This window comes from Nocardiopsis suaedae (assembly GCF_027706745.1).
Taxonomy (GTDB): domain Bacteria; phylum Actinomycetota; class Actinomycetes; order Streptosporangiales; family Streptosporangiaceae; genus Nocardiopsis_A; species Nocardiopsis_A suaedae.
Map to the genome: position 1 here is coordinate 1 of NZ_JAQFWP010000004.1, position 26,024 is coordinate 26,024.

Annotated in this window: 20 protein-coding genes; 13 read left to right on the forward strand and 7 right to left on the reverse strand. The window is 74.0% G+C overall.

The window, feature by feature from the left end:
• Window positions 1-133: 133 nt before the first annotated feature.
• Window positions 134-2,500 (forward strand): FdhF/YdeP family oxidoreductase, encoded by a 2,367-nt coding sequence (locus O4U47_RS03305; RefSeq protein WP_270676018.1) that lies wholly within the window; start codon window positions 134-136, stop codon window positions 2,498-2,500.
• Between the two features lie 83 nt (window positions 2,501-2,583).
• Here the strand turns inward: O4U47_RS03305 and O4U47_RS03310 are convergent, their stop codons facing one another.
• The gene (locus tag O4U47_RS03310; RefSeq protein ID WP_270676019.1) at window positions 2,584-4,050 is read right to left on the reverse strand and encodes a PepSY-associated TM helix domain-containing protein; all 1,467 of its coding nucleotides are present in this window, start codon (window positions 4,048-4,050) and stop codon (window positions 2,584-2,586) included.
• A 150-nt stretch (window positions 4,051-4,200) separates the two neighbouring features.
• Window positions 4,201-4,956: a hypothetical protein gene (locus O4U47_RS03315; RefSeq protein WP_270676020.1), complete on the reverse strand. Its 756-nt coding sequence runs from the start codon at window positions 4,954-4,956 to the stop codon at window positions 4,201-4,203.
• A 247-nt stretch (window positions 4,957-5,203) separates the two neighbouring features.
• On the opposite strand from O4U47_RS03315, the gene O4U47_RS03320 reads away from it, so the two are divergent.
• The 4 genes from O4U47_RS03320 to O4U47_RS03335 all read left to right on the forward strand — a co-directional run bounded on the left by O4U47_RS03320 (window position 5,204) and on the right by O4U47_RS03335 (window position 8,556).
• Entirely contained in the window at window positions 5,204-6,130 is a 927-nt protein-coding gene (locus O4U47_RS03320) for a DUF3592 domain-containing protein (RefSeq protein WP_270676021.1), read from the forward strand.
• A 102-nt stretch (window positions 6,131-6,232) separates the two neighbouring features.
• Window positions 6,233-7,132, forward strand: a complete 900-nt coding sequence (locus O4U47_RS03325) for a DUF3592 domain-containing protein (protein ID WP_270676022.1) — start codon at window positions 6,233-6,235, stop codon at window positions 7,130-7,132.
• Between the two features lie 161 nt (window positions 7,133-7,293).
• Window positions 7,294-8,208 (forward strand): DUF3592 domain-containing protein, encoded by a 915-nt coding sequence (locus tag O4U47_RS03330; RefSeq protein ID WP_270676023.1) that lies wholly within the window; start codon window positions 7,294-7,296, stop codon window positions 8,206-8,208.
• 132 nt (window positions 8,209-8,340) lie between these two features.
• On the forward strand, window positions 8,341-8,556 hold the full coding sequence (locus tag O4U47_RS03335) for an EF-hand domain-containing protein (RefSeq protein ID WP_270676024.1): 216 nt from the start codon (window positions 8,341-8,343) through the stop codon (window positions 8,554-8,556).
• Between the two features lie 71 nt (window positions 8,557-8,627).
• Here O4U47_RS03335 and O4U47_RS03340 read toward each other — a convergent pair whose 3' ends face one another.
• The 4 genes from O4U47_RS03340 to idi form a co-directional block, all read right to left on the reverse strand.
• The gene (locus O4U47_RS03340) at window positions 8,628-9,866 is read right to left on the reverse strand and encodes an endonuclease/exonuclease/phosphatase family protein (RefSeq protein ID WP_270676025.1); all 1,239 of its coding nucleotides are present in this window, start codon (window positions 9,864-9,866) and stop codon (window positions 8,628-8,630) included.
• A 133-nt stretch (window positions 9,867-9,999) separates the two neighbouring features.
• Window positions 10,000-11,595: an alpha-amylase family glycosyl hydrolase gene (locus O4U47_RS03345; RefSeq protein ID WP_270676026.1), complete on the reverse strand. Its 1,596-nt coding sequence runs from the start codon at window positions 11,593-11,595 to the stop codon at window positions 10,000-10,002.
• A gap of 278 nt (window positions 11,596-11,873) precedes the next feature.
• On the reverse strand, window positions 11,874-12,023 hold the full coding sequence (locus tag O4U47_RS03350; protein ID WP_270676027.1) for a hypothetical protein: 150 nt from the start codon (window positions 12,021-12,023) through the stop codon (window positions 11,874-11,876).
• A 114-nt stretch (window positions 12,024-12,137) separates the two neighbouring features.
• On the reverse strand, window positions 12,138-12,710 hold the full coding sequence (idi, locus tag O4U47_RS03355) for an isopentenyl-diphosphate Delta-isomerase (protein ID WP_270676028.1): 573 nt from the start codon (window positions 12,708-12,710) through the stop codon (window positions 12,138-12,140).
• Between the two features lie 351 nt (window positions 12,711-13,061).
• Here idi and O4U47_RS03360 point away from each other — a divergent pair, with 351 nt between their 5' ends.
• The 8 genes from O4U47_RS03360 to O4U47_RS03395 all read left to right on the forward strand — a co-directional run bounded on the left by O4U47_RS03360 (window position 13,062) and on the right by O4U47_RS03395 (window position 25,265).
• Window positions 13,062-14,660 (forward strand): ABC transporter substrate-binding protein, encoded by a 1,599-nt coding sequence (locus O4U47_RS03360; RefSeq protein WP_270676029.1) that lies wholly within the window; start codon window positions 13,062-13,064, stop codon window positions 14,658-14,660.
• Window positions 14,660-15,619: an ABC transporter permease gene (locus O4U47_RS03365; RefSeq protein WP_270676030.1), complete on the forward strand. Its 960-nt coding sequence runs from the start codon at window positions 14,660-14,662 to the stop codon at window positions 15,617-15,619. Before O4U47_RS03360 ends, O4U47_RS03365 begins: the two co-directional genes overlap by 1 nt.
• Window positions 15,616-16,539, forward strand: coding sequence for an ABC transporter permease (locus O4U47_RS03370; protein ID WP_270676031.1), 924 nt, complete (start codon window positions 15,616-15,618; stop codon window positions 16,537-16,539). The genes O4U47_RS03365 and O4U47_RS03370 overlap by 4 nt, the downstream gene beginning before the upstream one ends.
• A gap of 68 nt (window positions 16,540-16,607) precedes the next feature.
• Complete coding sequence (locus O4U47_RS03375) at window positions 16,608-18,440, forward strand: ABC transporter ATP-binding protein (RefSeq protein WP_333563629.1); 1,833 nt, start codon at window positions 16,608-16,610, stop codon at window positions 18,438-18,440.
• A 115-nt stretch (window positions 18,441-18,555) separates the two neighbouring features.
• A complete protein-coding gene (locus O4U47_RS03380; protein ID WP_270676033.1) occupies window positions 18,556-20,562 on the forward strand; it encodes a CocE/NonD family hydrolase in 2,007 nt (668 codons plus the stop codon).
• Window positions 20,559-21,350, forward strand: coding sequence for a TetR/AcrR family transcriptional regulator (locus O4U47_RS03385; RefSeq protein ID WP_270676034.1), 792 nt, complete (start codon window positions 20,559-20,561; stop codon window positions 21,348-21,350). The genes O4U47_RS03380 and O4U47_RS03385 overlap by 4 nt, the downstream gene beginning before the upstream one ends.
• A 368-nt stretch (window positions 21,351-21,718) precedes the next feature.
• Entirely contained in the window at window positions 21,719-23,533 is a 1,815-nt protein-coding gene (locus O4U47_RS03390; protein ID WP_270676035.1) for a serine/threonine-protein kinase, read from the forward strand.
• A 61-nt stretch (window positions 23,534-23,594) separates the two neighbouring features.
• Window positions 23,595-25,265: a serine/threonine-protein kinase gene (locus tag O4U47_RS03395; protein ID WP_270676036.1), complete on the forward strand. Its 1,671-nt coding sequence runs from the start codon at window positions 23,595-23,597 to the stop codon at window positions 25,263-25,265.
• 18 nt (window positions 25,266-25,283) lie between these two features.
• On the opposite strand, the gene O4U47_RS03400 is transcribed toward O4U47_RS03395, so the two are convergent.
• Window positions 25,284-25,955, reverse strand: a complete 672-nt coding sequence (locus O4U47_RS03400; protein ID WP_270676037.1) for a hypothetical protein — start codon at window positions 25,953-25,955, stop codon at window positions 25,284-25,286.
• Window positions 25,956-26,024: the final 69 nt, after the last annotated feature.

Below are 26,024 nucleotides of genomic sequence, written 5' to 3' on the forward strand. Positions count from 1 at the left end.
GCCGGGGGCCGGGCGGGCCGCTTTGCGCAGGGTTTGCCGAACGCGGACGCGCGCCTGGTCATCCCCCGTGGCGCTCCCGGCTAGGTCTCCGTGGGAGCGGCCGCAGGCGGGGCCGACCGGAGGAGGAGCGCGCATGTCCGCTGACCAGACCACCGGCGATCGGAACGCCCGGGACGCCGGGACCGCCGCCGATCCGCTGAGCCAGGGGGCGCCGGGGGTCCCGGCCTCGGGGCGTGGGCCCGGCGGTGGGGAGCCGTCGCTGGAGCCCTACCATCACCCGACGGCGGGCTGGGGCGCGGCCCTGAGCGTCGCCAAGGTGCTCGCCCGGACCCGCGAACCCGTCGAGGGCCCGCGCTCGACGCTCGTGATGAACCACGAGACAAAGGGGTTCGACTGTCCGGGCTGCGCGTGGCCCGACGACCGCAAGGGCCTGCACCTGGACATCTGCGAGAACGGCATCAAGCACGTCACATGGGAGATGACGCCCAAGCGCGCGGGGAAGCGGTTCTTCGCCGCGCACACCGTCTCCGAGCTGGAGACGTGGAGCGACTTCGCGCTGGAGGACCAGGGACGGCTCGTCGGCCCCCTCGTCTACGACCCCCGTTCGGACCGCTACACCCCCATCGCCTGGGACGACGCGTTCGCCATGGTGGGCGAGGAGCTGGCGTCGCTGGACTCGCCGGACCGCGCCGCCTTCTACACCTCGGGCCGCCTGAGCAACGAGGGGTCGTTCCTCTACCAGCTCTGGGTGCGCGAGTTCGGCACCAACAACCTGCCCGACTGCTCGAACATGTGCCACGAGGCCAGCGGCCGGGCGCTCACCGCCTCCCTGGGCACCGGCAAGGGCACCGTGATGCTCGACGACTGGGACCAGGCCGAGGCCGTGTTCCTGCTGGGCGCCAACGCCGCGTCGAACGCGCCGCGCATGCTCACCCGCCTGGCGGCGGCGCACCGGCGCGGAGCGCACATCGTGCACATCAACCCGCTGGTGGAGGCGGCCGCGGGGCGCACCATCGTCCCGCACGACTTCGCCGCCATGGCCACGTTCCGCTCCACGCCCACGGGGACGATGAACGTCCAGCCGCGTATCGGCGGGGACCTCGCGCTGATCCGCGGTGTCGCCAAGGCGGTGCTGGAGGCCGCTGAGCGCGACCCGCACGCCATCGACCGGGAGTTCATCGACCACCACGCGGAGGGCTTCGAGGAGTACCGGCGGATCTGCGCCGAGACCCCCTGGGCCGAGCTGGAGCAGGGGTCGGGCGTCCCCCGGGAGCGCATCCGGCGCCTCGCCGACGTGTACATGGGCTCGCGCAGGACCATCATCGCCTGGTGCCTGGGCATAACCCAGCAGGAGCACGGTGTGGACACCGTGCGGGAGATCGTCAACCTGCTCCTGCTGCGCGGCAACGTCGGCAAGGAGGGCGCGGGGCCGTGCCCGATCCGGGGCCACAGCAATGTGCAGGGCAACCGGACCTGCGGGATCGCCCACGCTCCTAAGACGGCGTTCCTCGACCGGCTGGAGGAGGCGTGCGGAATCCGCGCGCCGCGCGAACCCGGCCTGGACACGGTGCGCACGCTTGAGGCCATGGAGCGCGGCGATGTGAAGGTGTTCGTCGGCATGGGCGGCAACTTCGCGATGGCGGTGCCCGACACCGCGCGCGCCGCCCGGCTGCTGCGCGGGTGCGAGTTGACCGTGCACGTGGGCACCAAGCTCAACCGCAGCCATCTGGTGCACGGGAAGAAGGCGCTGATCCTGCCGTGCCTGGGGCGCAGCGAGCGGGACGTGCGCGGGGGCGTCGAGCAGGGGGTGACGGTCGAGGACTCGATGAGCATGGTGCACCTGTCCTATGGGATGAAGCGCCCGGCCTCCCCGCACCTGATGTCGGAGCCCGCGATCATCTGCGGGCTGGCGCGCGCCACGCTGCCCCGGAGCGCGACGCCGTGGGAGCGCTATGCCGACGACTACGACGCCGTGCGGGACACGATGGGGCAGGTCCTCGACGGTTTCGAGGACTTCAACCGCCGGGTGCGGCGCCCGCTCGGGTTCCGCATCGCCCAGCCGGCGCGCGAGCGCGTCTTCCTGACCGGTTCGGGCAGGGCGGAGTTCTCCCTGGCGGGGGTTCCGGACACCGACCCCGGGGACGGGCTGCTGACGCTGAGCACCGTGCGCTCGCACGACCAGTGGAATACCACGGTGTACTCCGACGACGACCGGTACCGGGGGCTGCGGAACCTGCGCACCGCCGTCTTCATGAACCGGGAGGACATGGGCGACCGGGGGCTGCGGGAGTTCGACCACGTGGATGTCACGAGCATCGGCAAGGACGGGTCCCGGCGGACGGTCTACGGGTACCGCGCGGTGCCGTACGACATCCCGCGCGGCTGCGCGACCGGGTACATGCCCGAGATGAACGCCCTGGTGCCGATGGGCGACTACAGCCCGCAGAGCGACCAGCCACTGATGAAGCACATGCGGGTCGAGGTGCGGAAGTCGGAATAGGCCGGACAGAGCAGGCCTGACGAGGGGAGGCGGGGCGGCGGGCGCCGCCCCGCCTCCCCTCGTTCCGAGGTGGTTCCGGCCCCTTAGGCGCCCTGGGGCTCCTTCGTCCTCTGCCTCAGGCCGAGGACGGTGTCCACGACCAGGAACGCCAGGAGGGAGATCCCGAGCAGGGGGAGGAAGACGCCGACGGCGACGGCCACGACGGCGACCAGGATCCGGGCGGTCCAGTCGAGCCGGGCGAGCGCCCCGCGCGGCACCGGGCTGCCGAAGGAGGCGCTCTGCCCGGCCTTGGTCGGGCGCCGCTGCCACCACATCCGGTAGCCCAGGACGATGAGCGTCAGTGCGGCCAGCGCCAGCGCGGCCAGGGCCACCTGGTTCGCCAGGCCGAACAGCAGCCCCATGTGCGCGGCGATCCCCCACTTGGTCACCTTGGCCATCAGGGGGTAGTCCTCGAAGTGCAGCTCCTCCACGACACGGCCGTCGGCGGGGTCCACCGCCACCTGGTCCTGGTCGGCGGGCCACTCCCGGCTGGTCTCGGCAACGGTGTAGACCGGCCGCTCCTCGCCGGGGAAGGCGATCTCGACCGGTCCGCCGATCCCGGCGGACTGCGCGGAGGCCATCACCTCATCGGGCCCTACCCCGCCGTGGGAGGTGTGTGCGGCGTGATCGCCTCCGTGCCCCTCACCGGAGCCCCCGTGTCCTTCATGGCCGCCCGAAGCCGCCTCCAGGGCGGGCGTCTGCCAGCCGAACGCCTCGCGTATGGAACCGATGTTGCCTCCGGCCAGGTTCGACCACGACAGGCCGGTGGCGGACAGCGCAAGGAGCCCGAGGAGGGCCCACGTGCCGACCGCCCCGTGCCAGGACAGGGTGCGCCTGCGTCCGCGCGCGCCGCCGCCCTCGGGCAGGAGCACCTTGCGCGGGCGGCGGTTCCTGCGGCCGCGCGTGAGCCAGAGGACGACGCCTCCGGCGGCGATGACCCACATCCAGCTCGCGGCGAGCTCGCTGTACATGCGGCCGGGGTCGCCCAGGTGCAGGTTCTTATGAAGTTCGGCGAGCCAGGTCCTCATGGGCAGGGAGCCGCTGCTGCCGTAGGAGTCGTACTGTCCCAGGACCTCGGCGGTGTACGGGTCGACGAAGACGCTCATCCGCTTGTCATCGCCGTCGGGCTTGGTGAACAGGACACCGGTGCTCTGGTCGGGTTCGGCGGCGGGCCTGACGGCGTCCAGGGTCCCCTCGGGGTAGGCCCCGGCGGCGGAATCGATCTGCTCCTGGAGGGGGAGCCGTTCGCCGCCCGCCTCGACGGTGAGGACGTCCCGGTAGGCCACCTGCTCCAGCGTCGGGCTGAAGGCGTAGACGAGACCGGTGGCCGCCGCGACGGCGATGAACGGCGCGATGAGGATTCCGGCGTAGAAGTGGAGCCGGAGCACCAGCGCGCGCAGGGCCGCACCGGCCGACGGGCGCGTCGGGGTCCGGTCCGGTTCGGTGGTGGGCTGAGCGGGTCCGCCTTCCGGTGGGGAATCGTCGGGACGCACGCCCGGTTCGATGGACATTGTCGGCAACTCCTCGGGGTCTGCACGGACCAGGAGCCGACGGCATGGAGACGGGACGCGGTGCACCGGAGAACGGTCGAAGCGCGCACACGTATGCCGCGCCGACCGCGGCGGCTTCCGGGCGGGCCCAGTGGCGCGTGATGCGTCGGCTCAGGCGAGGCGGCGGCTTCGAGACGTGGTGAACCGGAGGTCGTGACGACGTTGGCCCTGGACGGGGAATGTCGTGCCGACCGGTTCTCCGTGCGGGCGGGCACACCGCCTCTCGGAACGGAGTGTCACCCGAGGGGGGGCCGAAGAGCCGGTCGGGGACCCGACCGGCGGGCCACGGCGGCGGACCGAGTAGAGGAGCGGCGCCGGGTACAGGGCGCGGGCGGCGGTGTCCGGCACCCGCACGGCGCGTACCGGCAGGATCGGCGGGTCCGGGACGACTTGCGGGATCGCGCGGTCGAACAGCGCCCGCGCATACCGGGCGAGGGCGAACGCGGCCGCCTCGCCCCTGCGGATCCACCACGCGGCGACGGCGGTGGCCGCGACGTGGGCCATGAGCATCGGCACACCGCCGGTGAGCACCGCGGACCCCGCCCCGGCCGCCAGGTCGGCGGACCCGGCGGGGAGGCCGTTCGCCGTCGGGGCCGCGCCGTGGTGCCCGCCCGGCGCCTGAGCCAGGGCGAACAGTGTGTGCAGGGCGAGCTGGATCCAGCCGAGCCACGCGGCGACGGTTCCGAACCCGCGCTCGCGCGCCGTTCCGGCGTAGGCGAGGCCGAATACCGGCAGGGCGGCGGCGAGCAGTCCGCCCGCCGGGATGCCGTGGCCGGAGGTGACCGCGTGACCGGCCCCGCTGATGCCGACGCACACCGCAGTGAACACGGCGGCGCGTGCGGCGCGCAGCGGGGACGGGTCGGCCATGGCAGGACTCTCGCACGGTCTCCGGCACCGGCGAAACCGGGGTAGTGCTCATTCCCGCTCCGCCTCCATACCCCCGTCTCGGAACCGGGACGGCCCGCGGTGCGTGCGGGCCCCGGATCCACGGTCGGTCCGGTGCACGCGTCGACCGATCGGGGTGCCGGTCGCGCGCTCAGTAAGATCATCCGGCGGCCCCTGTTCCGGTCCGGTTCCGCTCGTCTCCATCCCCCTAGCGCGAAGTGGTGTTCACATGTTCACGGGCCCTGTCGGCCTCGCCCTGCTCTCGTCCCTGGCCGCCGTATTGGCCGGCGTGAACGTCATCTGGGTTCAGCGTCCACAGGCGCGGAGGCGCAGGCTCCTGCGCGACGGGGTCCGCAGCGACGCCGAGGTGGTGGCGGTCGACGGCCTCGCCCCGCCGAAACAGACGGAGCACCCGTTCACCCTCCGGTTCTCCTCGCCCGACGGCACCGTGCACCGCCGCACGTTCACCCGCGGGTTCCAGGGCATCGTCCCCCAACCCGGATGGGTGGTCCGCGTGGCCTTCTCCCCTGCCGCACCGGAGAAGGCCGAGATCATCGACAACCCCTACCTGCACCCCGTGCCGGGGGCGCCCGCCCTGCCGCCGCCCGGTCGTGCCTTCACGCTGGCCCGCTTCTACGGGCCCACCTTCCTCGCCGTGCTCATCGCCGTTCTCGCCGTGCCCTTCGCGTTCACGGAGATGACGCCGCTGATCGTCCTGCTCGGCGTCCCGTTCAGCCTGATCGCGCTCTTCGTCGTCAGCAGGCAGTGGCTCTCCCACGGCCACACCCTGCCCGGACTGTGGAGCGGCCCGGTCGAGGCGGCCGTGGCCCAGGCCGTGGTCACGGACTGCTGGACGGAGTACGGGAGGAACCGGAAGTGGTACCCCTTCGCCGTGGAGTTCCGCCTGCCGGACGGGCGCCTGTTCCGCCGGGGCGTCCCCGCCGACTCCGCGCACATCGAGAGCACGATCGGGCAGGAGAGGCCGGTCGTCTACCACCCCTCCGACCCGACCGTCGTGTACGCGGGCACGCCGACGTCGCTCCGCCGCCTGCTCTCCGTGGGCTCCGGCATGTCGCTCGGAGTCTGCGCGCTCCTCCTCGCAGTCGCCTGGGGACCGCTCCTCCTGCTGCTGGTCATCGCCCTGGTACAGGCCTGAGGCCGGAGGCGGCGGGCCCGTGGCCGGACCCGGACGGAACGGCGGCGCGGCTGCCCGGGTCTCAGTTCCCGTCCCTGTCGGTCCGGAAAGGGCGGTCGTCCGGTGCTTCTCGCACTCATCCTGTTCCTGGCGGTGCTGGCCTTTGTCGGATGCCTCGGACGACCGGCGTCGTCGTTCCTCCGCCGGAGGCGGCGCCGCCTCAACGGGGCCCACGGCATCGCCGAGGTCGTGGAGGTCAGGCCGGTCGATCCACCGAGGCAGACCGAGCACCCGGTCCGGCTGCGGTACACGGCCCGCCCGGGGGTCCTGCACGAGCGTGTCTTCACCCACGGCTTCGACGGCATCGTGCCCGTGCCGGGGTGGCGGGTCACCGTGCTGTTCGACCCCGACGATCCGGACAACGCCGAGATCACCGACAACCCCTACCTGCACCCCGTCCAGGGCGCATCACCGTCGGAGAGCCGCCGGAACGCGGTGACACCGGCCCGGATCGCGCTGGCCCTGCGGCTTCTGGGGGCGGCCGCCGCCGTCTACACCGCCGTCGTGGCGGTCGTCCTCGCGGTCGGCCAGCGGGACCTCCTCGCCTTGCTCCCCGGCCTCCTCTTCATCGGCACGGGGCTCTGGGGACTGCTCTTCGAGCTGCGGCAGCGCCGCTTCCATCGCCTGCTCCTGACGAAGGAGGACACCTTCCCCACGACGGGCGTCGTCACACACACCTGGCGGTTCGGACCGGCGCTGAAGAAGGAGAGCCGCTGGATGGTCCGTTACCCCCTCCCCGACGGGCGCCAGGTCCACCAGGAGACGCCCATGGAACTGGCAGGCATCGCGCGCGCGGTGGGGACTCAGGGAACGGTCCAGGTCGTCGCGTCCCGGCCGACCGTCGCCCAGATCGGCTCCAAGGAGAACGTGCTGACCCTCTCCCTCTTCCAGTTGCTCGGCGGCGGCCTCACGTTCGGGCTAGGGCTCCTCATTCTGGCCATGGCGCCCTTCCTCGACCTGTGATCCCCGGCGCACCGGACCATCGGCGCCCCACAGCTCGGCGTCCCACCTGCCGGGACCGCCGGGGCGTCCGCAGGTGGGGCCGCTGTTAGCATCGGGCGCCATCCCCCGCCGCCGCAGCCCGGCCGGTCGTCTCCCGAGTACAAGAGAAAGGGCGGTCCCCGGTGGAGGACCTCAATCTCCCGCTCATCATCTTCATCGTCGCCGCTGTGGTGTTCGCCGGGATCAACATCGTCCGCGGTGTGCTCGGCCGCAGGCGGCGGAACAGGCGCGTCGAAGACGGGGCCCGCAGCGAGGCCGAAGTGGTCGCCACCGGCGAGCTCGCGCCGCCCGAGCGGACGCAGGTGCCGTTCACCCTGCGCTTCCAGACCCCCGCCGGGCAGGTGGTCGAACGCGAGTTCACCCGCGGCTTCCAGGGGATCGTCCCCGTCGTCGGCTGGCGGGTCCGTGTGCTCTTCGACCCCGAGGACCCCGACAACGTCGAGATCACCGACAACCCCTACCTGCACCCCGTCCCCGGTGCCCCGGACCCCGTGAAGCCCCGCCCGGTGCTCCGGTACGCCGCCCCGCCCGTCTTCATCGCGGCGGCCGCCCTCTTCGGGTTCCTGCTGCTGTCCGCGCTCTCCGGCGGCCGGAGCCTGGTCCCCGTCGCCGTCGGCGGCCTGTTCACCCTCGTCGGCCTGGTGTTCCTGTTCGCCGGGATCGGCATCTGGCGCGCCCAGCGGCGCCTGCGCGAGGAGCCCGCCCGCACCACCGGCACCGTCACGCATTCGTGGAAGGAGGTCCGGCGCCGCCGCGACGCAGACGGCGGCCGGACGACGCGCGTCTCCTACCCTTACGCGGTGCACTACGTCCTGCCGGACGGGCGGCACGTGCACAAGCGCAGCTCGACCTCGACCAACAGGCAGCGCACGGTCGGCGAGCACACCGAGGTGCTGTACGACCCGTCCGAGCCGACGCACTTCTTCGCCGACGGGGCCTCCTCCATGAAGGTCATGCCCCTGGTGTTCATCGGATTCGGCGTCGTCTTCCCGATCCTCGGCAGTACGATCGCGGTGATCGCCCGGATGGCGTCCTGACCCCGGGCCAGGGGCGGCGCGCCCCCGGGCCCGCGGCCCCGAGGCGCACTGCTGGTACTGTTCCGGCGCGTCCCGCCGCGCGCCCGTGCCCGGGGCCGCGGCTCCCTCCCGAGAACAGGAGCACCACCCGCGATGTCCGAGACCAGTGAGTACGCCGCCACCTTCGAGCTGGTCGACGCCGACGGCGACGGCCGCATCTCCGCCGAGGAGCTGGTCAGCCTGATGGACCGGCTCGGCGGGAAGGTGACGCGCGAGCGCGCCGAGGCCCTCATCAGCGCCATGGACGGCGACGGCGACGGCCTCATCACGCTCGAGGAGTACACCCGCTTCATGAACGAGCGCTCCTGAGGCGGCGCCCCACCGGACGCCGCCCCTCCCGGGACCTCCGCGCGGCCCTCTGAGGCCGCGCGCCGCCGTGGTCAGCGGAGGTCGAGCCAGACCAGGCGGTGGTCCGAGGCGGCCGCCGCCTTCCCGTGCGCCGGGTCGTCGGTGGTGGGCCAGTACACGCCCGAGCCGCGCACCGGCAGCCCGCGCGAGGGCAGGACGTAGTCGATCCGCAGGTTGCCCGGCGCCTCGTCGTTGAAGTCGCCGGTGTCGTGGGCGGGGTCCCCGGTGTGGTCGGCGTTGGCGCCGCCCTGCAGTTCGGCCGCCTCAACGCCGCCGTCGGAGCGCGGAACCTCGTCGGCGTTCACCCGGGGCGCCTCCAGCAGGCGCCGGATGGCCCGCGGGTGCCCGTCGCCGTCGTGGGGGTCGGTGTTGAGGTCGCCCGCGACGACGAACCGGGAGCCCGGCCTCAGGCCGCCCCGTCCGCCCTGGTCGTCGTAGATGTAGCCGCCCTTGCCGGGGGTGGTGTAGTCGGCCCAGAACCGGATCTCGTCGTGGTTGCGCAGCACGTTCCTGCGCTCGGGGCCGTCGAACGCCGGAGGGGTGGGGTGCGCGGCCAGCAGGTGCACCGGCTTGCCGCGGCCCACCCGCACCGGCACGTCCCAGTGGCTCTTGGAGGACAGGCGCAGCTCGGCCAGCTCCTCCTCGGAGTAGAAGCCCTCGCCGGTCTCCGGGTCCTCGGGCAGCAGCGCGCCGGGCATGTCGGCCCAGCGGAACTCCTGGAAGGTGCGCACCCGGTCGGTGTCGATGGGGTACTTGGAGTAGACGACCATGCCGTACTGGCCCGGGTACCGCCCGAACCCGAACGCGTCCTCGGCGTAGCCGGGCTCGCCGGGCTCGGTGACCGCGTTCCCGTCGTTGTCGAGGTCGAAGCCGGAGGCGACGCCGGTGTTGGCGGGGGCGGAATAGCGGTAGGGGTAGTCGACGGGGTCGGCCCCGCCCTGCCCGACCGACAGGTAGTTGCGCTGGAACAGCTCGGCGGCGCGCCCTTCGGCGTCGTAGTCGAACTCGTTGACCAGCAGGACGTCGGGCTCCGCGCGCTGGATGATCTCGGCGACGGCGGCCGCCTGGTCGTCGCCGGGCGCGGACAGGTCCTCGATGAGCTCGCCTTCCGCGCCGCGGTGCAGCGAGGAGTTGTAGGTCGCGAACCGCACGCTCTCGCGGCCGTGGGCGGCGCCCTCCGGTGCGGGGGCCGCGTGCGCGGGCGCGGAGGCGAGGGCGGGGAGGAGCGCGGCCGCCGCGAGTGCGGCCGCGCCTGCGGGGCGGGGGCTCATGGGCACCTCTCGTCGTCGTGTGGGGCGGTGGAGAGTGTGCCGACACTAACCGACCGCCGGGTGGCCCGGGGGTTGCCGCCCGGCGACGCCCGGACGTGGGCTCGGACCCGCGCCCGCCTCCCCCGGGACCCCGTCACAGCCGGAAGACCCCGAACCCGAACCCGTCCGCCTCGATCGCGGTCCGGGTGCACGCGGCGCCCTCGGCGATCAGCGGGTGCGCCTCCCCGTACCCGGGCAGCTCCAGCCGGGCGGGCTCCCGGCGGGGGTTGACCGCCACCAGGTAGCGCCCGTCCCGCTCGTACACCAGCGGGTACCCGTCGTAGGCCACCTCGGCCGTACCGCCGGTGCCCAGGCCCGGGTGCTCCTTGCGCAGGGCGATCAGCCGCCGCACCAGGTTGAGCAGGGAGCCCTCGTCGGCCCACTGGGAGGCGGCGTCGGGCCGGTCCGGGTCGGGGTCCAGCGGCAGGTAGAAGCGGTCCTCGGGGGCGGTGGAGAAGCCCGCCCCCGGGGTGCGGTCCCACTGCATGGGGGTGCGCGACCCGGCGCGGTTGCGGTCGGGGCCGGTGGAGCTGCCCTCGGTGTCGGGCAGGCCGGGCACGTAGCGCATGCCGATCTCGTCGCCGTAGTAGATCGCCGGGAGCGCCGGCCAGGTCAGCACGAACGCGAAGGCGGCGCGGAGCTGCTCGGGGGTACGGGGCCCACAGGCGAGCCGGGAGAAGTCGTGGTTGGAGGTGGGCAGGGCGATGTGGCCCGCGTCCCCGACGGCGGCCGCGGCGGCGCGCCAGGCGTTGAGGAAGGGGCGGGCCGAGCCGCCGCCCCCGGCGTCGAAGTAGCAGGTGGACTCGGCGACGTTCCACGGCCCCAGGTCGGTCCCGGCGCGGTTGTCCCACAGGGAGCGCAGGGCGCCGCCGCGGGTGGGGCCGCCGAAGTGGAGCAGGAAGTCGGCGTGGAACCCGGCGGGGACCGAGGTCGCCGGGTCGCCCCATTCGGCGACGAGCACCGCCTCGGGGTGGTCGGCCTCCAGGCGGGCGCGCAGCTCCGTCCAGACCTCGGCGGTGCGCCGGTGCCCGGGGTCGTCCTTGACCAGCGAGTGCGCCATGTCCACCCGGAAGCCGGAGACGCCCTTGCCGAGCCAGTGGTCCATGATCTCCAGCAGGGCGGCACGGTTGGCCCGTGGGCCGGGGGCCTCGAGGGGGCTGCGCCAGGGCTGGTCGGGGTGGGGGCGGGCGTGGCCGAAGTTGAGCGCGGGCTGGTGCGGGAAGAAGTTGGGCAGGTAGTGGCCGGGGCGTGGGCCGGGCGAGGGCACGAAGCCGCGGACGGGTTCCTCGGACCAGATGTAGCGGTCGTCGGCGGGGTCGCGGGCGGCCTGCTTGAACCAGGGGTGCTGGTCGGAGGTGTGCCCGGCGACCAGGTCGAGCAGGACGCGGATGCCGCGCCGCCGCGCCTGCCCGACGAGGTGGGCGAGGTCGTCGTCGGTGCCGTAGCGGGGGGCGAGGGAGAAGTAGTCGGAGACGTCGTACCCGGCGTCGTGGAAGGGGGAGGCGAAGACCGGGTTGAGCCAGAGGGCGTCGACGCCGAGGCGCTCCAGGTGGTCGAGGCGGTCGGCGATACCGCGCAGGTCGCCGATGCCGTCGCCGTCGGAGTCGGCGAAGCTCTGCGGGTAGAGCTGGTACAGGACGGCCCGGTCGAGCCAGGCGGGGCGGGGGCGGCGCAGCGGGCGGTCGGCCATGGGCGTGCGGTCCTCCGTGGACGGGACACAGGAGCGGGGCGCGGGTTCGCTCCCCCGATCAAGCCGATGCCCGCCCCGGCCCCCGGTAACCCCGCCGACGGCCGGATCCGGCCACGGCGGGGCGCCGACAGGTCACCCGGGGTGGTGCGCGCCCTTGGGGACGCACGCCGTTCCGGGAGGCCGGTCCACGTCCCCTGGTGGGGCGTGTTCCCCGCTCATGCGGCCGACATCCGCCCCGAGCACGAAGACCCCCTTGTCCGGGGGCCTGCTCAGCGCCGTCAGCGCTCCCCGGGAAGCTCCTTCGCGGCTTCGGTCAGGGCCGATTCGATGAGCCCTTTCGCGATCGCGACGGCCTCCACGGTGTCGCCGTCGGGGAAGAGCCCGGCGAGCCGGTCCGCGGTGCGGGTGGGGAAGTCGGTTTCCGGCATGGTGGAGCACTCCTGCGTCGTGGTGGTGCCGCGGGCACGCGCGGCGGGCGCCGGAGTCGGCTCGACGGCGCCGGGGACCTGGGACGAGGGGGTCAGTGCTGCACGGCCGGGAGGCTACCAGCCCGCCCCGGGGAAGCGCCCGCGGATTTCGGGCAGGGACGCTTCGAGCACCGTGGTGAACCAGACGGAGAAGACCGAGCGCTCGCGGAGCGCGGCCAGCTCGGCCGGGGAGGCGAACGCGGTCTCGGCCACCTCGTCGGGATCGGGGCTCAGCCCTTCGGGCGCCTCCCCCACGAACAGGTGGTTGAACTCGCGCTCGACCAGGCCGGAGTCGGGGTCCTGCAGCTCGTAGACGACCGTCCCGGCCTGCGCCAGCATCGCGGGGGCGGCCCCCAGCTCCTCGGCGGTGCGGCGGGCGGCGGCCAGGAACGGGGCCTCGCCGGGGTGCGGGTGGCCGCAGCAGGTGTTGGACCACACGAGCGGCGAGTGGTACTTGCCGCCCGCGCGCCGCTGCAGCAGGAGGCGGCCGCGGGCGTCGAAGAGGAAGACGGAGAAGGCCCGGTGGAGCCGGCCGGGCGCCAGGTGCGCGTCCAGCTTCCCCTCGGTGCCCACCGTCCTGCCGTCGCGGTCCACCAGCTCGACCCGGATCGCGGTCTCCGACGGCTTCTCCCCCACCTTGCCCGCCACACGCCCTCCCTGTTCGCTCGCCGACCGGCGCGCCCGTGCGCACCGCCCCCACCACCGTCGCACACGGCGCCCCGGCGGTGGGGCGGAAGCCGCGATCCCGCCCCGGCGGCGCGGGGCGGACCCGCCGCGGGCGTGCGGACCGGATCCGCACCGCGTCGGCGGTTCACCGGCGTGAGCTGGACAAAGAGCGGAATGAACCCAGGGGGTGTACCCGTTTTGTCAGGGGTTGAACCAAATTTTTCCCTCACCTATCGTTCATGACTCGCATCAATCGTTCATTGAACGAATCAGCCGTTCACTGAACGATCCCCCTCGCGTCCCCCGTCCCCGACCACGAGGTGAGAAGACCCCATGCCGCGTTCACGCCAGGGCGACGGCGGGCCGCCGGCCATCGCGCGCCGCACCGCCCTGCTGGGCGGCCTGGGCGCCGTCGGCGCCGCCGCCCTGCTCTCCGGCTGTTCCCCGGGCGGCCGCACCGCCGCACCCGTGCTGTCCCAGGAGGCCGCATCGGGCACGCCCGCGGCCGGGGGCGTGCTGCGCATCGCCCGCCCTCCGGCGTCCCAGGCCGAGACCCTCGACCCGGCCGGCTCCCTGTCGGCCTACGAGTACCTGGGCGCGCTGTACGACCGGCTGGTCCGGATGGACGGCTCCGGGGAGGCGGTCCCCGACCTCGCCGAGTCCTGGGAGTCCGACGGCGAGGGCGTGCGCTGGACGTTCCGCCTTCGCGACGGGGTCCGCTTCCACGACGGGTCGCGGTTCACCTCCGCCGACGCGGCCTACACCCTGCGCCGCATCGTCGACCCCGACCTGGCCTCCCCGCAGGGCACGGTGCTCGCACCGCTGGTCGACCCCGCCAAGGTCGCCACGCCCGAGCCGGGCGTGCTGGCCGTGGAGCTCAAGGAGCCCAACTTCGAGTTCCCGGCCCTGCTGACCAACTACAACTGCTACGTCGTCCCCGAGGGCTCCGGCGGCTCCATCGGGAGCACCGGCGTCGGAACCGGGCCGTTCCGGCTGGAGTCGTTCACCCCCGGCGGGCGCGGGCGCATCGTCGCCTACGACGACCACTGGGAGGGGCCGCCCGTCCTGGACGCCATCGAGATGTACTCGATGACCGACATCCAGGCCCGCACCAACGCCCTGCTGGCCGGGCAGATCGACCTGATCTCCCAGACCAACCTGGACTTCGCCACCGCCCGCGTCGTGGAGGCCTCCGAGCGCGCCACCATCGCGCGCTCGGTGAACGCCCAGTGGTACGTGCTGCCGATGCTCACCACCGCCGCGCCCTTCACCGACCCGAAGGTGCGCAAGGCGATGAAGCTGGCCTACGACCCCGGGCACGTGGTGGACGTGGCCCTCCAGGGCACCGGGGTCGTCGGCAACGACAACCCCGTGCCGCCGGGCACGCCCTACCACACCGACTACTCCGTGGAGCGGGACCCCGAGCGCGCCCGCGCCCTGCTGAAGGAGGCCGGCGCCGAGGGCCTGGAGGTGGACCTCTACACCTCCTCCTACGACCCGGTGTTCACTCCCATGGCGCTGGCCTACCGGGACTCGGCGGCCGAGGCGGGCATCGGCGTGACCGTGCGCAACGCCTCCGCGGACTCCTACTACACGCGGATCTGGATGAACAAGCCGCTGATGGCGACCTACTGGTACACCGGCCGCCCCGCCGACCAGCTCCTCAACCAGGTCTTCCGCAGCGGCTCGTCCTACAACGAGACCGCGTGGTCGAACGAGGACTTCGACGGCCTGCTCGACCAGGCCCGCCGCACCCGCGACCCCGAGCGGCGCATGGGCCTCTACCAGGACGCCCAGCGCCTGGTGGTGGACGAGGGCGGCGCCATGACGCCCATGTTCGCCGACCGCCTGGTCGGCCTGTCCCGGGAGGTCCTGAACTACCGCGAGACCGGATTCGAGTTCGACTACCGCTCGATCGGACTGAGGCCCTGATGCTCACCTTCCTCACCCGGCGCCTGCTCTCGGCCGCCGGAACGGTCCTCCTGGCGTCGGTGCTCGTCTTCGCCGCGGTGCAGCTGCTGCCCGGCGACGTCGCCACCCAAGTGCTCGGCCAGGACGCCACCCCCGAGGCGGTGGCGGCCCTGCGCGACCAGCTCGACCTGAACCGCCCCGCCGTACTCCGCTTCGCCGAGTGGCTGGCCGGGGCCGTCCGCGGCGACTTCGGCACCTCGCTGGTCTCGGGCGAGCCGGTCTCCGGCGCGCTCTGGCTCCACCTGCGCAACACCCTGCTGATCGCGGCCGCCACCGTCGCCGTGGCGGTGACCTCCTCCATCGTGCTGGGCGTGGTCGCCGGGCTGTACCGCGACCGCTGGCCCGACACGCTGATCTCCTCGCTCACCCTGGCCGGGATGAGCGTTCCCGAGTTCGTCGTGGCGACCCTGCTGGTCATGGCGCTGTCGATCAGCGTGCCGGTGCTCCCGGCCGTGGTGCTGGACGGGGCGTCGGCACCGGTCGCCGACCTGCTCCCGGCGGTGGTGCTGCCCACGGTCGCGCTGTCGGTGGTGATGACCGCCTACATCGTGCGGATGACCCGAACCAGCGTCATCGACGTGATGGCGAGCGAGTTCGTCACCACGGCCCGCCTCAAAGGGCTGGGCGCCTGGCGTGTCGTGGTGCGCCACGCCCTGCCCAGCGCGCTGCTGCCCACCCTCAACGTGATCGCGATGAACGTGGCCTGGCTGGTCGGCGGCGTGGTCGTGGTCGAGAACGTCTTCAACTACCCCGGCATCGGAAAACTCATGCTGGAGTCGGTGCACAGCCGCGACCTGCCGGTGCTGCAGGCCGTCGCGGTGGTGGGCGCGGCCGTGTACGTGCTGTGCAACCTCGCCGCCGACCTGGCCGCCATGGCGCTCAACCCGCGCCTGCGCACCGGTGAGAGGAGCACCCGATGAACGAGCCGAACCCCGCGAACGAGCCCGCGAACGAGGCGGCGGAGGCGGCACCGGCCGCGGTCGCCGCCCCGGCCGGGATGGTCCGCACGACGCTCCGTTCCCTGCTGCGGTCCGGCCCCGCGACCGCGGGCCTGGTCCTGGTGGCGGTGCACGTGCTCATCGCCGTGCTGGCCCCGCTGCTCACCCCGTACGCGCCGACCGCCAACGCCCCGGACAGCGCCCTGCTCGGGCCGAGCGCCGCCCACTGGGCGGGCACCGACGCCCTCGGGCGGGACGTGCTGGCGCGGGTCCTGTACGGCGGCCGCTACGCCCTGATGGTGTCGTTCGCCGCCACGGCGTGCGCGGTGGCCCTGGGCACCGTGGTGGGCTGCGCCGCCGCGCTCAAGGGCGGGTGGCTCGACGACCTGGTCATGCGGGTCCTCGACGCCGTCCTGGCGATCCCGCCGATCCTGGCGCTGCTGGTGGTCGTCACCGTGTTGGGCGCCGGTCCGGCGGTGATCGTGCTGGCGGTCACCATCGTGTACGCCCCGCAGGTGGTGCGGGTGGTGCGCGCCGCCGCCATGGGGGTCGCCCCGCTCGACTACGTGACGGCGGCCCGCGCGCGCGGTGAGCGGACCCTGTCCATCCTCGTACGCGAGGTACTGCCCAACATCGCCGACGTGGTGTCCGTGGAGTTCGCCATGCGCGCCTCCTGGGTGGTGCTGCTGATCAGCTCGCTGTCGTTCCTGGGCTTCGGGGCCAACCCGCCCACGCCCGACTGGGGGCTGATGATCTCGGAGAACCGCACCGCCATGACGGTGGTGCCGTGGGCGTCCCTGGCGCCGATCATCGCCCTGGCCACGCTGGTCCTCGGGCTGAACCTGTCCGCCGACGGCCTCGCCAAGGCGTGGGGCGTCGACCGCGTGAAGGAGGCCCGATGAGCACCGGGCAGGCGCCGCACACCGGCACGGACCCGCACACCGGCACGGACGCGTGGAAGGGCGGGGGGATGTACCTGCGCGAGGTCCCCGTCAAGGTGGAGAACCTGTCGGTGGCCTACCGCTCGGGCGGGCGCGACATCACGGTCGCCGATAACGTGTCCTTCGAGGTGGAGGCCGGCCGGACGCTGGCCGTGGTCGGCGAGTCCGGCAGCGGCAAGTCGACCGTCGCCGGGACGCTGCTGGGGCACCTGCGCCACGGCTCGCGCATCACCTCCGGGTCGGTGGAGGTCGCCGGGCGCGACGTCTTCTCCCTGGGCGGCCGCGACCTGCGCGCCCTGCGCGCCCGCGACGTCGCGATGGTGGGGCAGAACGCGGGCAACGCGCTGACCCCGTCGATGCGCGTCGGCACCCAGCTCGAAGAGGCCCTCATGGCGCGCGTTCCCGCCCGCGCCGAGCGGCGCGCCGAGGCGCGCACCCTGCTGGAGAAGGTCGGCCTCCCCGAGCCGGACCGCATCGGCCGCCGCTACCCGCACCAGCTCTCGGGCGGGCAGCAGCAGCGGGTGGCGATCGCGATGGCGCTGGCCGCGCGCCCGCGCGTGCTGGTCCTGGACGAGCCCACCACGGCGCTGGACGTGGTCACCCAGGCCCGCATCCTGGACCTGGTGGCCGGCCTCAGCGCCGAGCTGCACCTGGCGACGGTCCTGGTCAGCCACGACCTGGGGGTCGTGGCGCGGATGGCCGACGAGGCCGTGGTCATGCGCGAGGGCGCGGTGGTGGAGGCGGCACCGGCCGCCGACCTGTTCACCGCGCCGCGGCACCCCTACACGCGCCGCCTGCTGGCGAGCGTCCCGCGGGTGTCCGACGCGGGCCTGGCCGAGGTGGGCGAGGACGGCACGCGGACCGTGCGCGACCGCGCGCCGGTGCCCGAGGAGGCACCCGAGGCGGTGTCCCTGGAGGACGTCGTCGTGCAGTACGGACGCAGCCGGGCGGTGGACGGGGTGTCCCTGGGGCTCCGCCGGGGCGAGGTGCTCGCCCTGGTCGGCGAGTCCGGCAGCGGCAAGTCCACGCTCGCGTGGTCCCTGGCGGGGCTGCGCGCCCCGGCGTCGGGGCGGATGCGCCTGCACGGGGAGCAGGAGGGCGACCTCGCGGCGGGGGCGCGCAAGCGGCCGCCGGAGCTCCGGAGGCGCATCCAGCTCGCGTTCCAGAACGCCGACACGTCGCTCAACCCGCGCAGGATCGCCCGTGAGGCGGTGCGGCGGCCGCTGCGGTTCTTCGGTCTGGCCTCCCGGTCCGACGCCGACACCCGCGCGCGCGGGCTGATCGAGGACGTCGCCCTCGCCCCGGCCCTGTCGGACCGGCTGCCCCAGCAGCTCTCGGGCGGGCAGCGGCAGCGGGTCGGCATCGCCCGCGCGCTGGCCGCCGGTCCGGACGTGGTCGTGGCCGACGAGATCACCACGGCGCTGGACGTGTCCGTGCAGGCATCGGTGCTGGCCCTGCTGGACGACCTGCGCACCGAGCGCGACCTGGCGTTCGTGTTCATCAGCCACGACCTGGCGGTGGTGCGGGGCATCGCCGACCGGGTGGCGGTGATGAAGGACGGGCGCGTGGTCGAGGAGGGGCCGGTCGGGGCGGTGTTCACCGGGCCGAACCACCCCTACACGCGCCGCCTGATGGAGGCGGTCCTGGAGCCGGACGCCGCCGGGGGCGCGGGGCTCGGGCACGGGGCCGCCGACCGCACAGACCGCACCGAAGGCGCCGCCCGTGCCGACAGTGCCGCCGATGCCGCCGGTGAAGGGGGCGGCGGTTCAGTGGCCAGTGGCTCAGGGGCCGCCGAAGGCACCGCCGAGGGCGAATGGATCGACCTCGGCGGCGGCCACCGGATCCGGCGCGGCGGAGAGTGAGGGGCTCCGCCGCGCCGGGCCCGGGGCCCTTGGGCCCCGGGCCCACCTGGTGGGCCGTCAGCACGGCCCTGCCGACCGACCGCTTCGAGAACGAGGACACGGAGAGACGGGGGAGATGAAGTACCGCGAGGAGTTCCCGCGCGACGTCGAGATGCGCGAGATGTGGATCCCGATGCGCGACGGCACCCGCCTGCACGCGCGCGTGTGGCTGCCGACCGATGCCCTTGAGGAGCCGGTGCCCGCCCTGCTGGAGTACCTGCCCTACCGCAAGGGCGACTGGACGGCGCCGCGCGACGCCGAGCGCCATCCCTACTACGCGGGCCACGGGTACGCGTCGGTGCGGGTGGACCTGCGGGGCGCGGGCAACTCCGAGGGGGTGATGCTCGACGAGTACTCCCCGCAGGAGCTGGAAGACGGCTTCGCCGTCATCGAGTGGCTGGCCGCCCAGCCGTGGTGCACCGGGGGCGTCGGCATGTTCGGCATCTCCTGGGGCGGGTTCAACTCCCTGCAGCTCGCGGCGCTGCGGCCTGAGGCGCTCAAGGCCGTGGTCACCGTGTGCTCCACCGACGACCGCTACGACAATGACGTCCACTACACGGGCGGTTCGGTGCTGGGCATCGACATGGCCGGGTGGTCGGGCACGATGCTGGCGTTCACCTCGCGCCCGCCGGACCCGGCGGCGGTCGGCGAGCACTGGCTCCCGATGTGGAAGCGGCGCCTGGACGCCCTGGAGCCGTTCGTCCACACCTGGCTGGACCACCAGGCGCGCGACGACTACTGGCGGCACGGGAGCGTCTGCGAGGACTATTCGGCCGTGCAGGCCGCCGTGCTCGCCGTGGGCGGCTGGGCCGACCCGTACCGGGACACCGTGCTGCGGCTCGCCGGACACCTGCCCGGGCCGGTGCGGGGCATCCTCGGCCCCTGGGCGCACCAGTACCCGGACCGGCCCTTGGAGCCGGGGCCGCAGATCGGCTTCCTGCAGGAGACGCTGCGCTGGTGGGACCACTGGCTCAAGGGGGCCGACAACGGCGCGATGGACACACCCCTGCTGCGCTCCTACATCCAGGAGCCGGTGCCCCCGGCGACCGCCTACCCGGTGCGGGAGGGCCGGTGGGTCTCGGACGACGCCTGGCCGTCCCCGTCCACGGTGTGGACCGAGCGCGCGCTGGACGACGGCGACGGCGCCCGCCCGGTCGTCGTGCGCAGCCCGCAGCACACGGGCGTGGACGCGGGGCGGTTCTTCCCCTATGGCAACGCCACCGACCTCCCGCCGGACCAGCGGGAGGAGGACGGGCGTTCGACCTGCTTCGATTCGGCTCCCCTGGAGCGCCGCACCGAGATCCTCGGGCGCGTGCGGGTCCGGCTGCGCCTGGACTGCGACCGGCCCAAGGGCACGGTCGTGGTGCGTGTGTGCGACGTGGCGCCCGACGGCGCGTCGACGCTCGTCACACGCGGGGTGCTGAACCTGTCGTCGCGCCGGGGGCGGGACCGGGTCGTGCCCTGGGAGCCCGGGACGCCGGAGGACGTCGAAGTCGAGCTGACGGGCACCGGGTACGCGTTCCCAACGGGGCACCGCATCCGGGTCGCGGTGTCCACGGCCTACTGGCCGTGGGTGTGGCCGCAGCCCGGCGCCGAGGCGCTGACGGTGTGGCCCGCGCAGAGCGCGCTGCTGCTGCCGGAGCGGCGGGACGGGTTCGACGACGGCCGCGCGGCGGTGGAGTTCGAGGAGCCGGAGCAGGCGGCGCCGCTCCCCGTCGTGCTGGGCGAGGGCGAGTACCGCCCGGAGCGCCTGGTCACGCACGACGTGGGGACCGGTGAGTGGGTGCTGGACGTGGACCCGAACTACGGGGGTTCGCGGACCTACCCGGACGGGCTCGTGTACACCGAGAAGGCCCGCGAGTACTACCGGATCCGGGTCGACGACCCTCTTTCGGCCGTGGCAGGCTCCCGGTGGGAGATCCGTATGCAGCGGGAGGGATGGGACATCACGGTGCGCACGTCGAGCGAGCTCACCGCCACCGCGGAGCACTTCATCGTGCAGAGCACCGTGGAGGCCGTCTCGGGCGAGGACACGGTCGCGACGCGGGAGTGGCGCCGTGAGATCCCGAGGACGGCCGGATGAGCACGGAGCTGGAGACGACCGGAGGCCCGGCGCCGCCGACGGGGGGAAGCGGCACCGGCGCCGGTCACGTCGAGCCGTCCGGGGCCTCCCGGACCTCCGGGGACGCGGACGGGGACGGGGACGCGGGCCGCCGAGCCGGTCCCAAACGGCGGGCGGTGGCGCCGGGCCGCCGCACCCGCCAGCCGACCGAGGTCCGGCGGCGGCTGATCCTGGAGGCAGCGGTGCCCCTGGTCGCCGAGAAGGGCGCCGGACGCGTCGGCCTGCGCGACATCGCACGCGCGGCCGGGGTGTCAGTGGGCACGGTGACCTACCACTTCGGCGGCGTTCAGGAGATCCTCACCGAGGCGGTCTCCATGGAGATCGACGGGTACTACCGGCCGCTGGGCGAGCGGATGCTGTCCCGCCCGACCGCCGCCGAAGGGCTCGAGGTGCTCGTGGAGGGGGTGTTCAGCCCCGAGACCGACCGGCACTGGCGGCTGTGGTTCGACAACTGGGCGGCCAGCGACGACGCGGCGCCCGACGAACGCCAGCGCCGCCGGTACGAGGAGTGGGCCGACCGGGTGGCCGAACTGATCCGGCGCGGCTGCGCGGAGGGGTCGTTCGCGTGCGCGGACGTCACGGAGACGACGACGCGGTTCAACGCCCTCGTGGACGGCCTGGCCCTGCGCCGCCTGCGCGGGGCCCCTCCCCTGGACCTCGACCAGGCCAGAGCCCACCTGCGCCGCTTCCTCCGCTCCGAACTGGGCGTGGAGGAGCCCGACACGAACGGGTCCGGCACAGAGCACTGACGCGCCCGGTCGGATGGGCGCTCCGGGGCCGGTTCTCGCCGAGTCACGCCGTATGGCCGGTATTCCAGGGTGAATACCGGCCATACGGCGTGACTCGGCGGATGTCTGCCGGGTCTTGCCCCCTGGAAGGGCGTGATCTCCGACAAGCCGGGGCAGCGCCCTGACCGGCGCCCCGGGCAGCCGTCCGGCTCCCACCGCCCTCGAGGCACGGGCCCGGCGGCCGATGCGCTGGTTCTCGCTCCGCTTCCCGCATTGTGGCCGTTCTGTCACAACCGCTCGGAGCCGGTCCGCGTCACAGTGTCCGTGTACCCTCCCCACGCGGGGGACCTTCCGCAGCATTCACCACGAAACGGACACGGAGAACGCACGTGGAGACGGCCCAGGACCGCTTCGCCGCCGCCGGTGTGGACCCGCGCACCCCGAACGACCCGACCGATGTCGGCCCTTTCCGCATCGTCGGACGCCTCGGCGCGGGAGGCATGGGCGCCGTCTACGCCGCCGTGGACGCCTCGGGGGCGCCGCTCGCCCTGAAGGTGGTGCACCGCGAGTACGCCGCGGACACCGCCTTCCGGGCCCGGTTCACGCGCGAGGTCGACCTCATGCGCCGGGTGTCCGGGACCTGCGTCCCCGGCTTCATCTCCGCCGAGACGTCCGGCGAGCGGCCGTGGCTGGGCATCGAGTACATCCCCGGCCTCACCCTGAGCGCGCACGTCAAGCGGAACGGCCCGCTCCAAGGGGACCTGCTGATGGGGCTCGCCGCCGGGATCGCCGAGGGCCTGCAGGCCGTGCACGGGGCGGGCATCGTCCACCGCGACCTCAAGCCGGGGAACATCATCCTGTCCCCCTCCGGCCCCAAGGTCCTGGACTTCGGCATCGCCCGCGCCGTCGAGGAATCGGCCATCACCCGAACCGGAGAGCTGTACGGAACACCCGGCTGGCTCGCCCCCGAGCAGTACCGCGGCGCCGCCCCCGGCACCTCCTCGGACATGTTCGCCTGGGGCGGCCTCGTCGCCTTCGCCGCCACCGGGCGCCGCCCGTTCGGCACCGGGTCGGCCGAGGAGCTGGCGGTGCGCACCCTCGAAGCCTCCCCCGACCTGGACGGGGTCCCCGAGGCGCTGCTGCCGGTGGTGACCGCCGCCCTGGACAAGGACCCGGGTCGGCGGCCCACGGCGGTCCAGGCGCTGCAGGCCGTCACCGGCGCATGGACCGGCGCGGCCCCGGCGGCGGAGGAGGCCACCCGCGTCCTGCCGGGTCTGCTGCAGGAGCGCTGGACCGAGGTCCACGCGCCGGACGCCGACACCACCGGGTGGATCGATCTCACCGCGCCCCGGCGGCCCGCGTGGCGCTCGGCGAAGGTGCTGGTGCCCGCCGCCGCGGCGATGGCCCTCGTCCTGGGCGGCACGGCCGGAGGAGCCGTGTGGCTCGCCTCCGACCGCTCCGCCGGGGGCGGAGGCGGCGGCACCGGCGGCGGGTCGGACACCGGCTCCGGCGGAGGCGCGAACGGCCAGGCCGCCGACGGGAACGGCGGTGGAGGCGACGGGGGCGACGGGAACGGCGGCGACTCCGGCGAAGGCGGGGACACCGGGGTGAGCGGCCCGGTCGGGGGCGCCGACGCGGCCGTCCCCGGCGGCCCGGACCTGGGCCCGGTCTCGGGGCTCGACCTCCAGGTCCCCGAACCCGATACGGTGGAGCTCGCGGTGCGGCGCTCAGGGCAGGCGGGGCCCATCCCCTTCCTGCGCCTGAACTACGGCACCGCCGAACGCGACGGGGCCGACCTGGTCGTCTCCGGCACCGCCGAATACCTCGCCGACGAGGGCGGCTACCGCATCCTCGGCGGGGACTACGCGGTCGTCGACTTCAACATGCAGGGCGACGGCCCCGCCTACGACGCCGACCCGCGGGGGTGGGAGGGGGCGTGGCGCCCTGACCCGGACGCCGCCGTCGCCGAGGTGACCGCCGAAGAACCCCGCCAGGAGTTCACCCTGACCGTCAACGACGTGCCCGAGGCGGACCCGGCCGAGTACGACGGGCTGCGCTATCTGGACCTGCTGCTCCCCGAACAGGTCTGGGGCTACACGCTCCAGCCGGCCGAGGACATCTCCCGGGTGTGCTTCCAAGAGGGGCCGACCTGGAACGCCGAGTACGAGGGACCCGCCTTCGACCCCCTCCTGCCCTGCGGCTGACGTCCGTCCCGGCTCGTCGCCCCGCCTTCCCCGCCTCCCGACCCGTTAGAACAAGCGAGCCATGAGCGACACCTCCCCCCTCACCCCCAAGCGCTTCGACCCGTTGCGCCGTGACGACCCGCGGAAGATCGGCCCGTACACCCTGGACGGGCGCATCGGCAGCGGGGGCATGGGCGCCGTCTACGCCGGCCACCAGCCGGGCGTGCCCGGACATGCCGCGGTCAAGACCGTCCGCGAGGAGCTGGCGGGCAACGCCGAGTTCCGCGCGCGCTTCACCCGGGAGACCGAGCTCGCCAAGCGCGCGTCGGGAATGTGCATCCCGCGCTTCTTCGACGGTGATACCGAGGCGGAGCTGCCCTGGCTGGCGACCGAGTACATCCCCGGGCCGACCCTTCGCACCTACACCGGCAACCGCGGCCCCCTGACCGGCGACCACCTGCTGGGCCTGGGCGTCGGTCTGGCCGATGCCCTCGCGCGTGTCCACGCCCAGGGCGTGGTGCACCGGGACCTCAAACCCGGCAACATCATCCTCGGCCCGGACGCCCCCAAGCTGGTCGACTTCGGGATCGCCCGTGCCGTGGACCAGACCGCGCTCACCAGGACCGGCGGGGCCGTGGGCACCGCCGGGTGGATGAGCCCGGAGGCGTGCGCAGGCCACGAGGTCACCGGCCGCTCGGACGTGTTCTCCTGGGGCGCCCTGCTGGCGTTCGCGGCCACGGGGCGCGAGCCGTTCGGGACCGGCGCCGTGGACGCCCTGGCCTACCGCGTGATGCAGGGCGAGCCCGACATCGAGGGGGTGCCCGAACCGCTGCTGCCGCTGGTCCGGGCCGCGCTGGCCAAGGCCCCTGAGGAGCGGCCGGACGCGGTGGGGCTGGTGTCCTCGCTGGTGGAGCTGTGGTCCGGGAGCACCCCGGCCGCACCCGTCGCGGGCGTCCAGGCGATGCTCGGCGAGGTGTGGACGGGGATGAAGACCCCGGTCCCCGCGCCCGCGCGCAACCCGAAGCGCCTCGGGCGGGGCGTGACGGCGGCCGTCGCCGTCGTCGCCGTGCTCGCGTTGGCGGGCGCCGCGGCCGTGGCCGCGCCCACGGCCCTGGAGGCCCTGTCCGGTGACGGCGGGAACGGCGGGCAGGCCGACGGGGGCGGCGGCTCCACCGGCGAAGACGCGGGAGGCGGCGAGGACGGCGGGAGCAGCGCCGGCGACGGCGGAAGCACCGGGGACACCGACGGCGGTGACGGCGGGGAGAACGGCGACACCCCCTCCGGCCCGCCGCCCGAAGCCGTCGACCAGGCGACCGACAACGGCGTCAGCACCACCGCCGAAGTCGGGGCGGCGGACGGCAGCATGGGCGTGTTCTCGACCCCGACCGTCGCCGCCTTGTACGCCAACGTCTACAACGTCGTATCCGGCCCCGACGGCGTGCAGATCACGGTGAACGGCCAGTCGATGGGCGTCCGCCAGCAGGTGCCCTCGTTCGACCAGTCGAACTTCTACGTCGTCGCCGACGGCGAGCGGATCGACCCCTCCCAGCCGTTCACGTACACACCGCAGGTCGACTACCCGATGGAGCAGGAGCCCAACGAGAACACCCTGGTGTTCCCCGGCGCCCCGGAGACGGGGCTGCTCGTCTACCAGACCCCCGAGATCTCGGGGGCGCAGCCCGGCCCTGTGGGACTGTGCTACTCGACGGCCCAGGGCGCCTACTTCACGACGGATTACGCCCAGTGCACCTGACCCGGCCGCGCCGCGCGCTCACCCGCAGGGGTAGTCCGTGTACTCGAACAGCGGGAGGTCGTGCCAGCCGCCGTCGGCGTCGTCGACCACGCACACCCGTCCGGGCGTGTAGTCCCCACCGGTGCTGTGCCCCCACACCTCGGCAGGGGTGGTGTACTCCACCATCTGCACGGCCTCCTCGGACGGACGCTCGGGCGCGTCAGGGAACCGCAGGGAGAAGGGGCGCGCATCGCCGGGGGCGAGTTCGGCCAGGACCTCGTCCCCGGCCGCCGGGGTGCGCTCGAAGCCGTCCCCGGAATCCGGCGCCGCCCCCAGGACAGGGGTCAGCAGCGTGAAGTCGGCCGCGTGCAGCGCATATCCGCCCTCGTCGTGCAGGTACTCCCCCTCGGCGCCGACGACCAGGGCGCCGTTCTCGCGTGAGGCCGAGGTGTAGGTGAGCCTGACGACCGCCCGCCAGTCGCCGCCGTGGCCCCCCTCGGACAGCGCCTCCCCCGCCTGATCGGCCGCGTCGCCCTCGGCCGGGGGACGGGTGGCGAGTTCGACCGTGTCGTTCTCGACCGCCTCGGTGCGGACCGCCCCCACGTCGATGACGGGCGCCCCGCCGCTCTCGGCATTGACGGGACCACCGCCCGCGGAGGCCTCCTCCGTCCCTCCGGCGCCGCTGTCGGGAACGGCTCCGTCCTCGGGCACGCTCACGCATCCCGCGGCCGCCAACGCGAGCCCCGCCGCGAGCGGTAGGAATCGGACGGCCGCGCCTCT

Bases quoted from the DNA above. Each gene is read 5' to 3' on its own strand.
- O4U47_RS03365 (WP_270676030.1), top strand. From the start codon at position 14,660: ATGCTCACCTTCCTCACCCGGCGCCTGCTCTCGGCCGCCGGAACGGTC.
- O4U47_RS03375 (WP_333563629.1), top strand. From the start codon at position 16,608: ATGTACCTGCGCGAGGTCCCCGTCAAGGTGGAGAACCTGTCGGTGGCC.
- O4U47_RS03395 (WP_270676036.1), top strand. From the start codon at position 23,595: ATGAGCGACACCTCCCCCCTCACCCCCAAGCGCTTCGACCCGTTGCGC.
- O4U47_RS03320 (WP_270676021.1), top strand. From the start codon at position 5,204: ATGTTCACGGGCCCTGTCGGCCTCGCCCTGCTCTCGTCCCTGGCCGCC.
- O4U47_RS03350 (WP_270676027.1), bottom strand. From the start codon at position 12,023: ATGCCGGAAACCGACTTCCCCACCCGCACCGCGGACCGGCTCGCCGGG.
- O4U47_RS03340 (WP_270676025.1), bottom strand. From the start codon at position 9,866: ATGAGCCCCCGCCCCGCAGGCGCGGCCGCACTCGCGGCGGCCGCGCTC.
- O4U47_RS03305 (WP_270676018.1), top strand. From the start codon at position 134: ATGTCCGCTGACCAGACCACCGGCGATCGGAACGCCCGGGACGCCGGG.
- O4U47_RS03310 (WP_270676019.1), bottom strand. From the start codon at position 4,050: ATGTCCATCGAACCGGGCGTGCGTCCCGACGATTCCCCACCGGAAGGC.
- O4U47_RS03335 (WP_270676024.1), top strand. From the start codon at position 8,341: ATGTCCGAGACCAGTGAGTACGCCGCCACCTTCGAGCTGGTCGACGCC.
- O4U47_RS03360 (WP_270676029.1), top strand. From the start codon at position 13,062: ATGCCGCGTTCACGCCAGGGCGACGGCGGGCCGCCGGCCATCGCGCGC.
- O4U47_RS03380 (WP_270676033.1), top strand. From the start codon at position 18,556: ATGAAGTACCGCGAGGAGTTCCCGCGCGACGTCGAGATGCGCGAGATG.
- O4U47_RS03345 (WP_270676026.1), bottom strand. From the start codon at position 11,595: ATGGCCGACCGCCCGCTGCGCCGCCCCCGCCCCGCCTGGCTCGACCGG.
- O4U47_RS03385 (WP_270676034.1), top strand. From the start codon at position 20,559: ATGAGCACGGAGCTGGAGACGACCGGAGGCCCGGCGCCGCCGACGGGG.
- O4U47_RS03370 (WP_270676031.1), top strand. From the start codon at position 15,616: ATGAACGAGCCGAACCCCGCGAACGAGCCCGCGAACGAGGCGGCGGAG.
- O4U47_RS03315 (WP_270676020.1), bottom strand. From the start codon at position 4,956: ATGGCCGACCCGTCCCCGCTGCGCGCCGCACGCGCCGCCGTGTTCACT.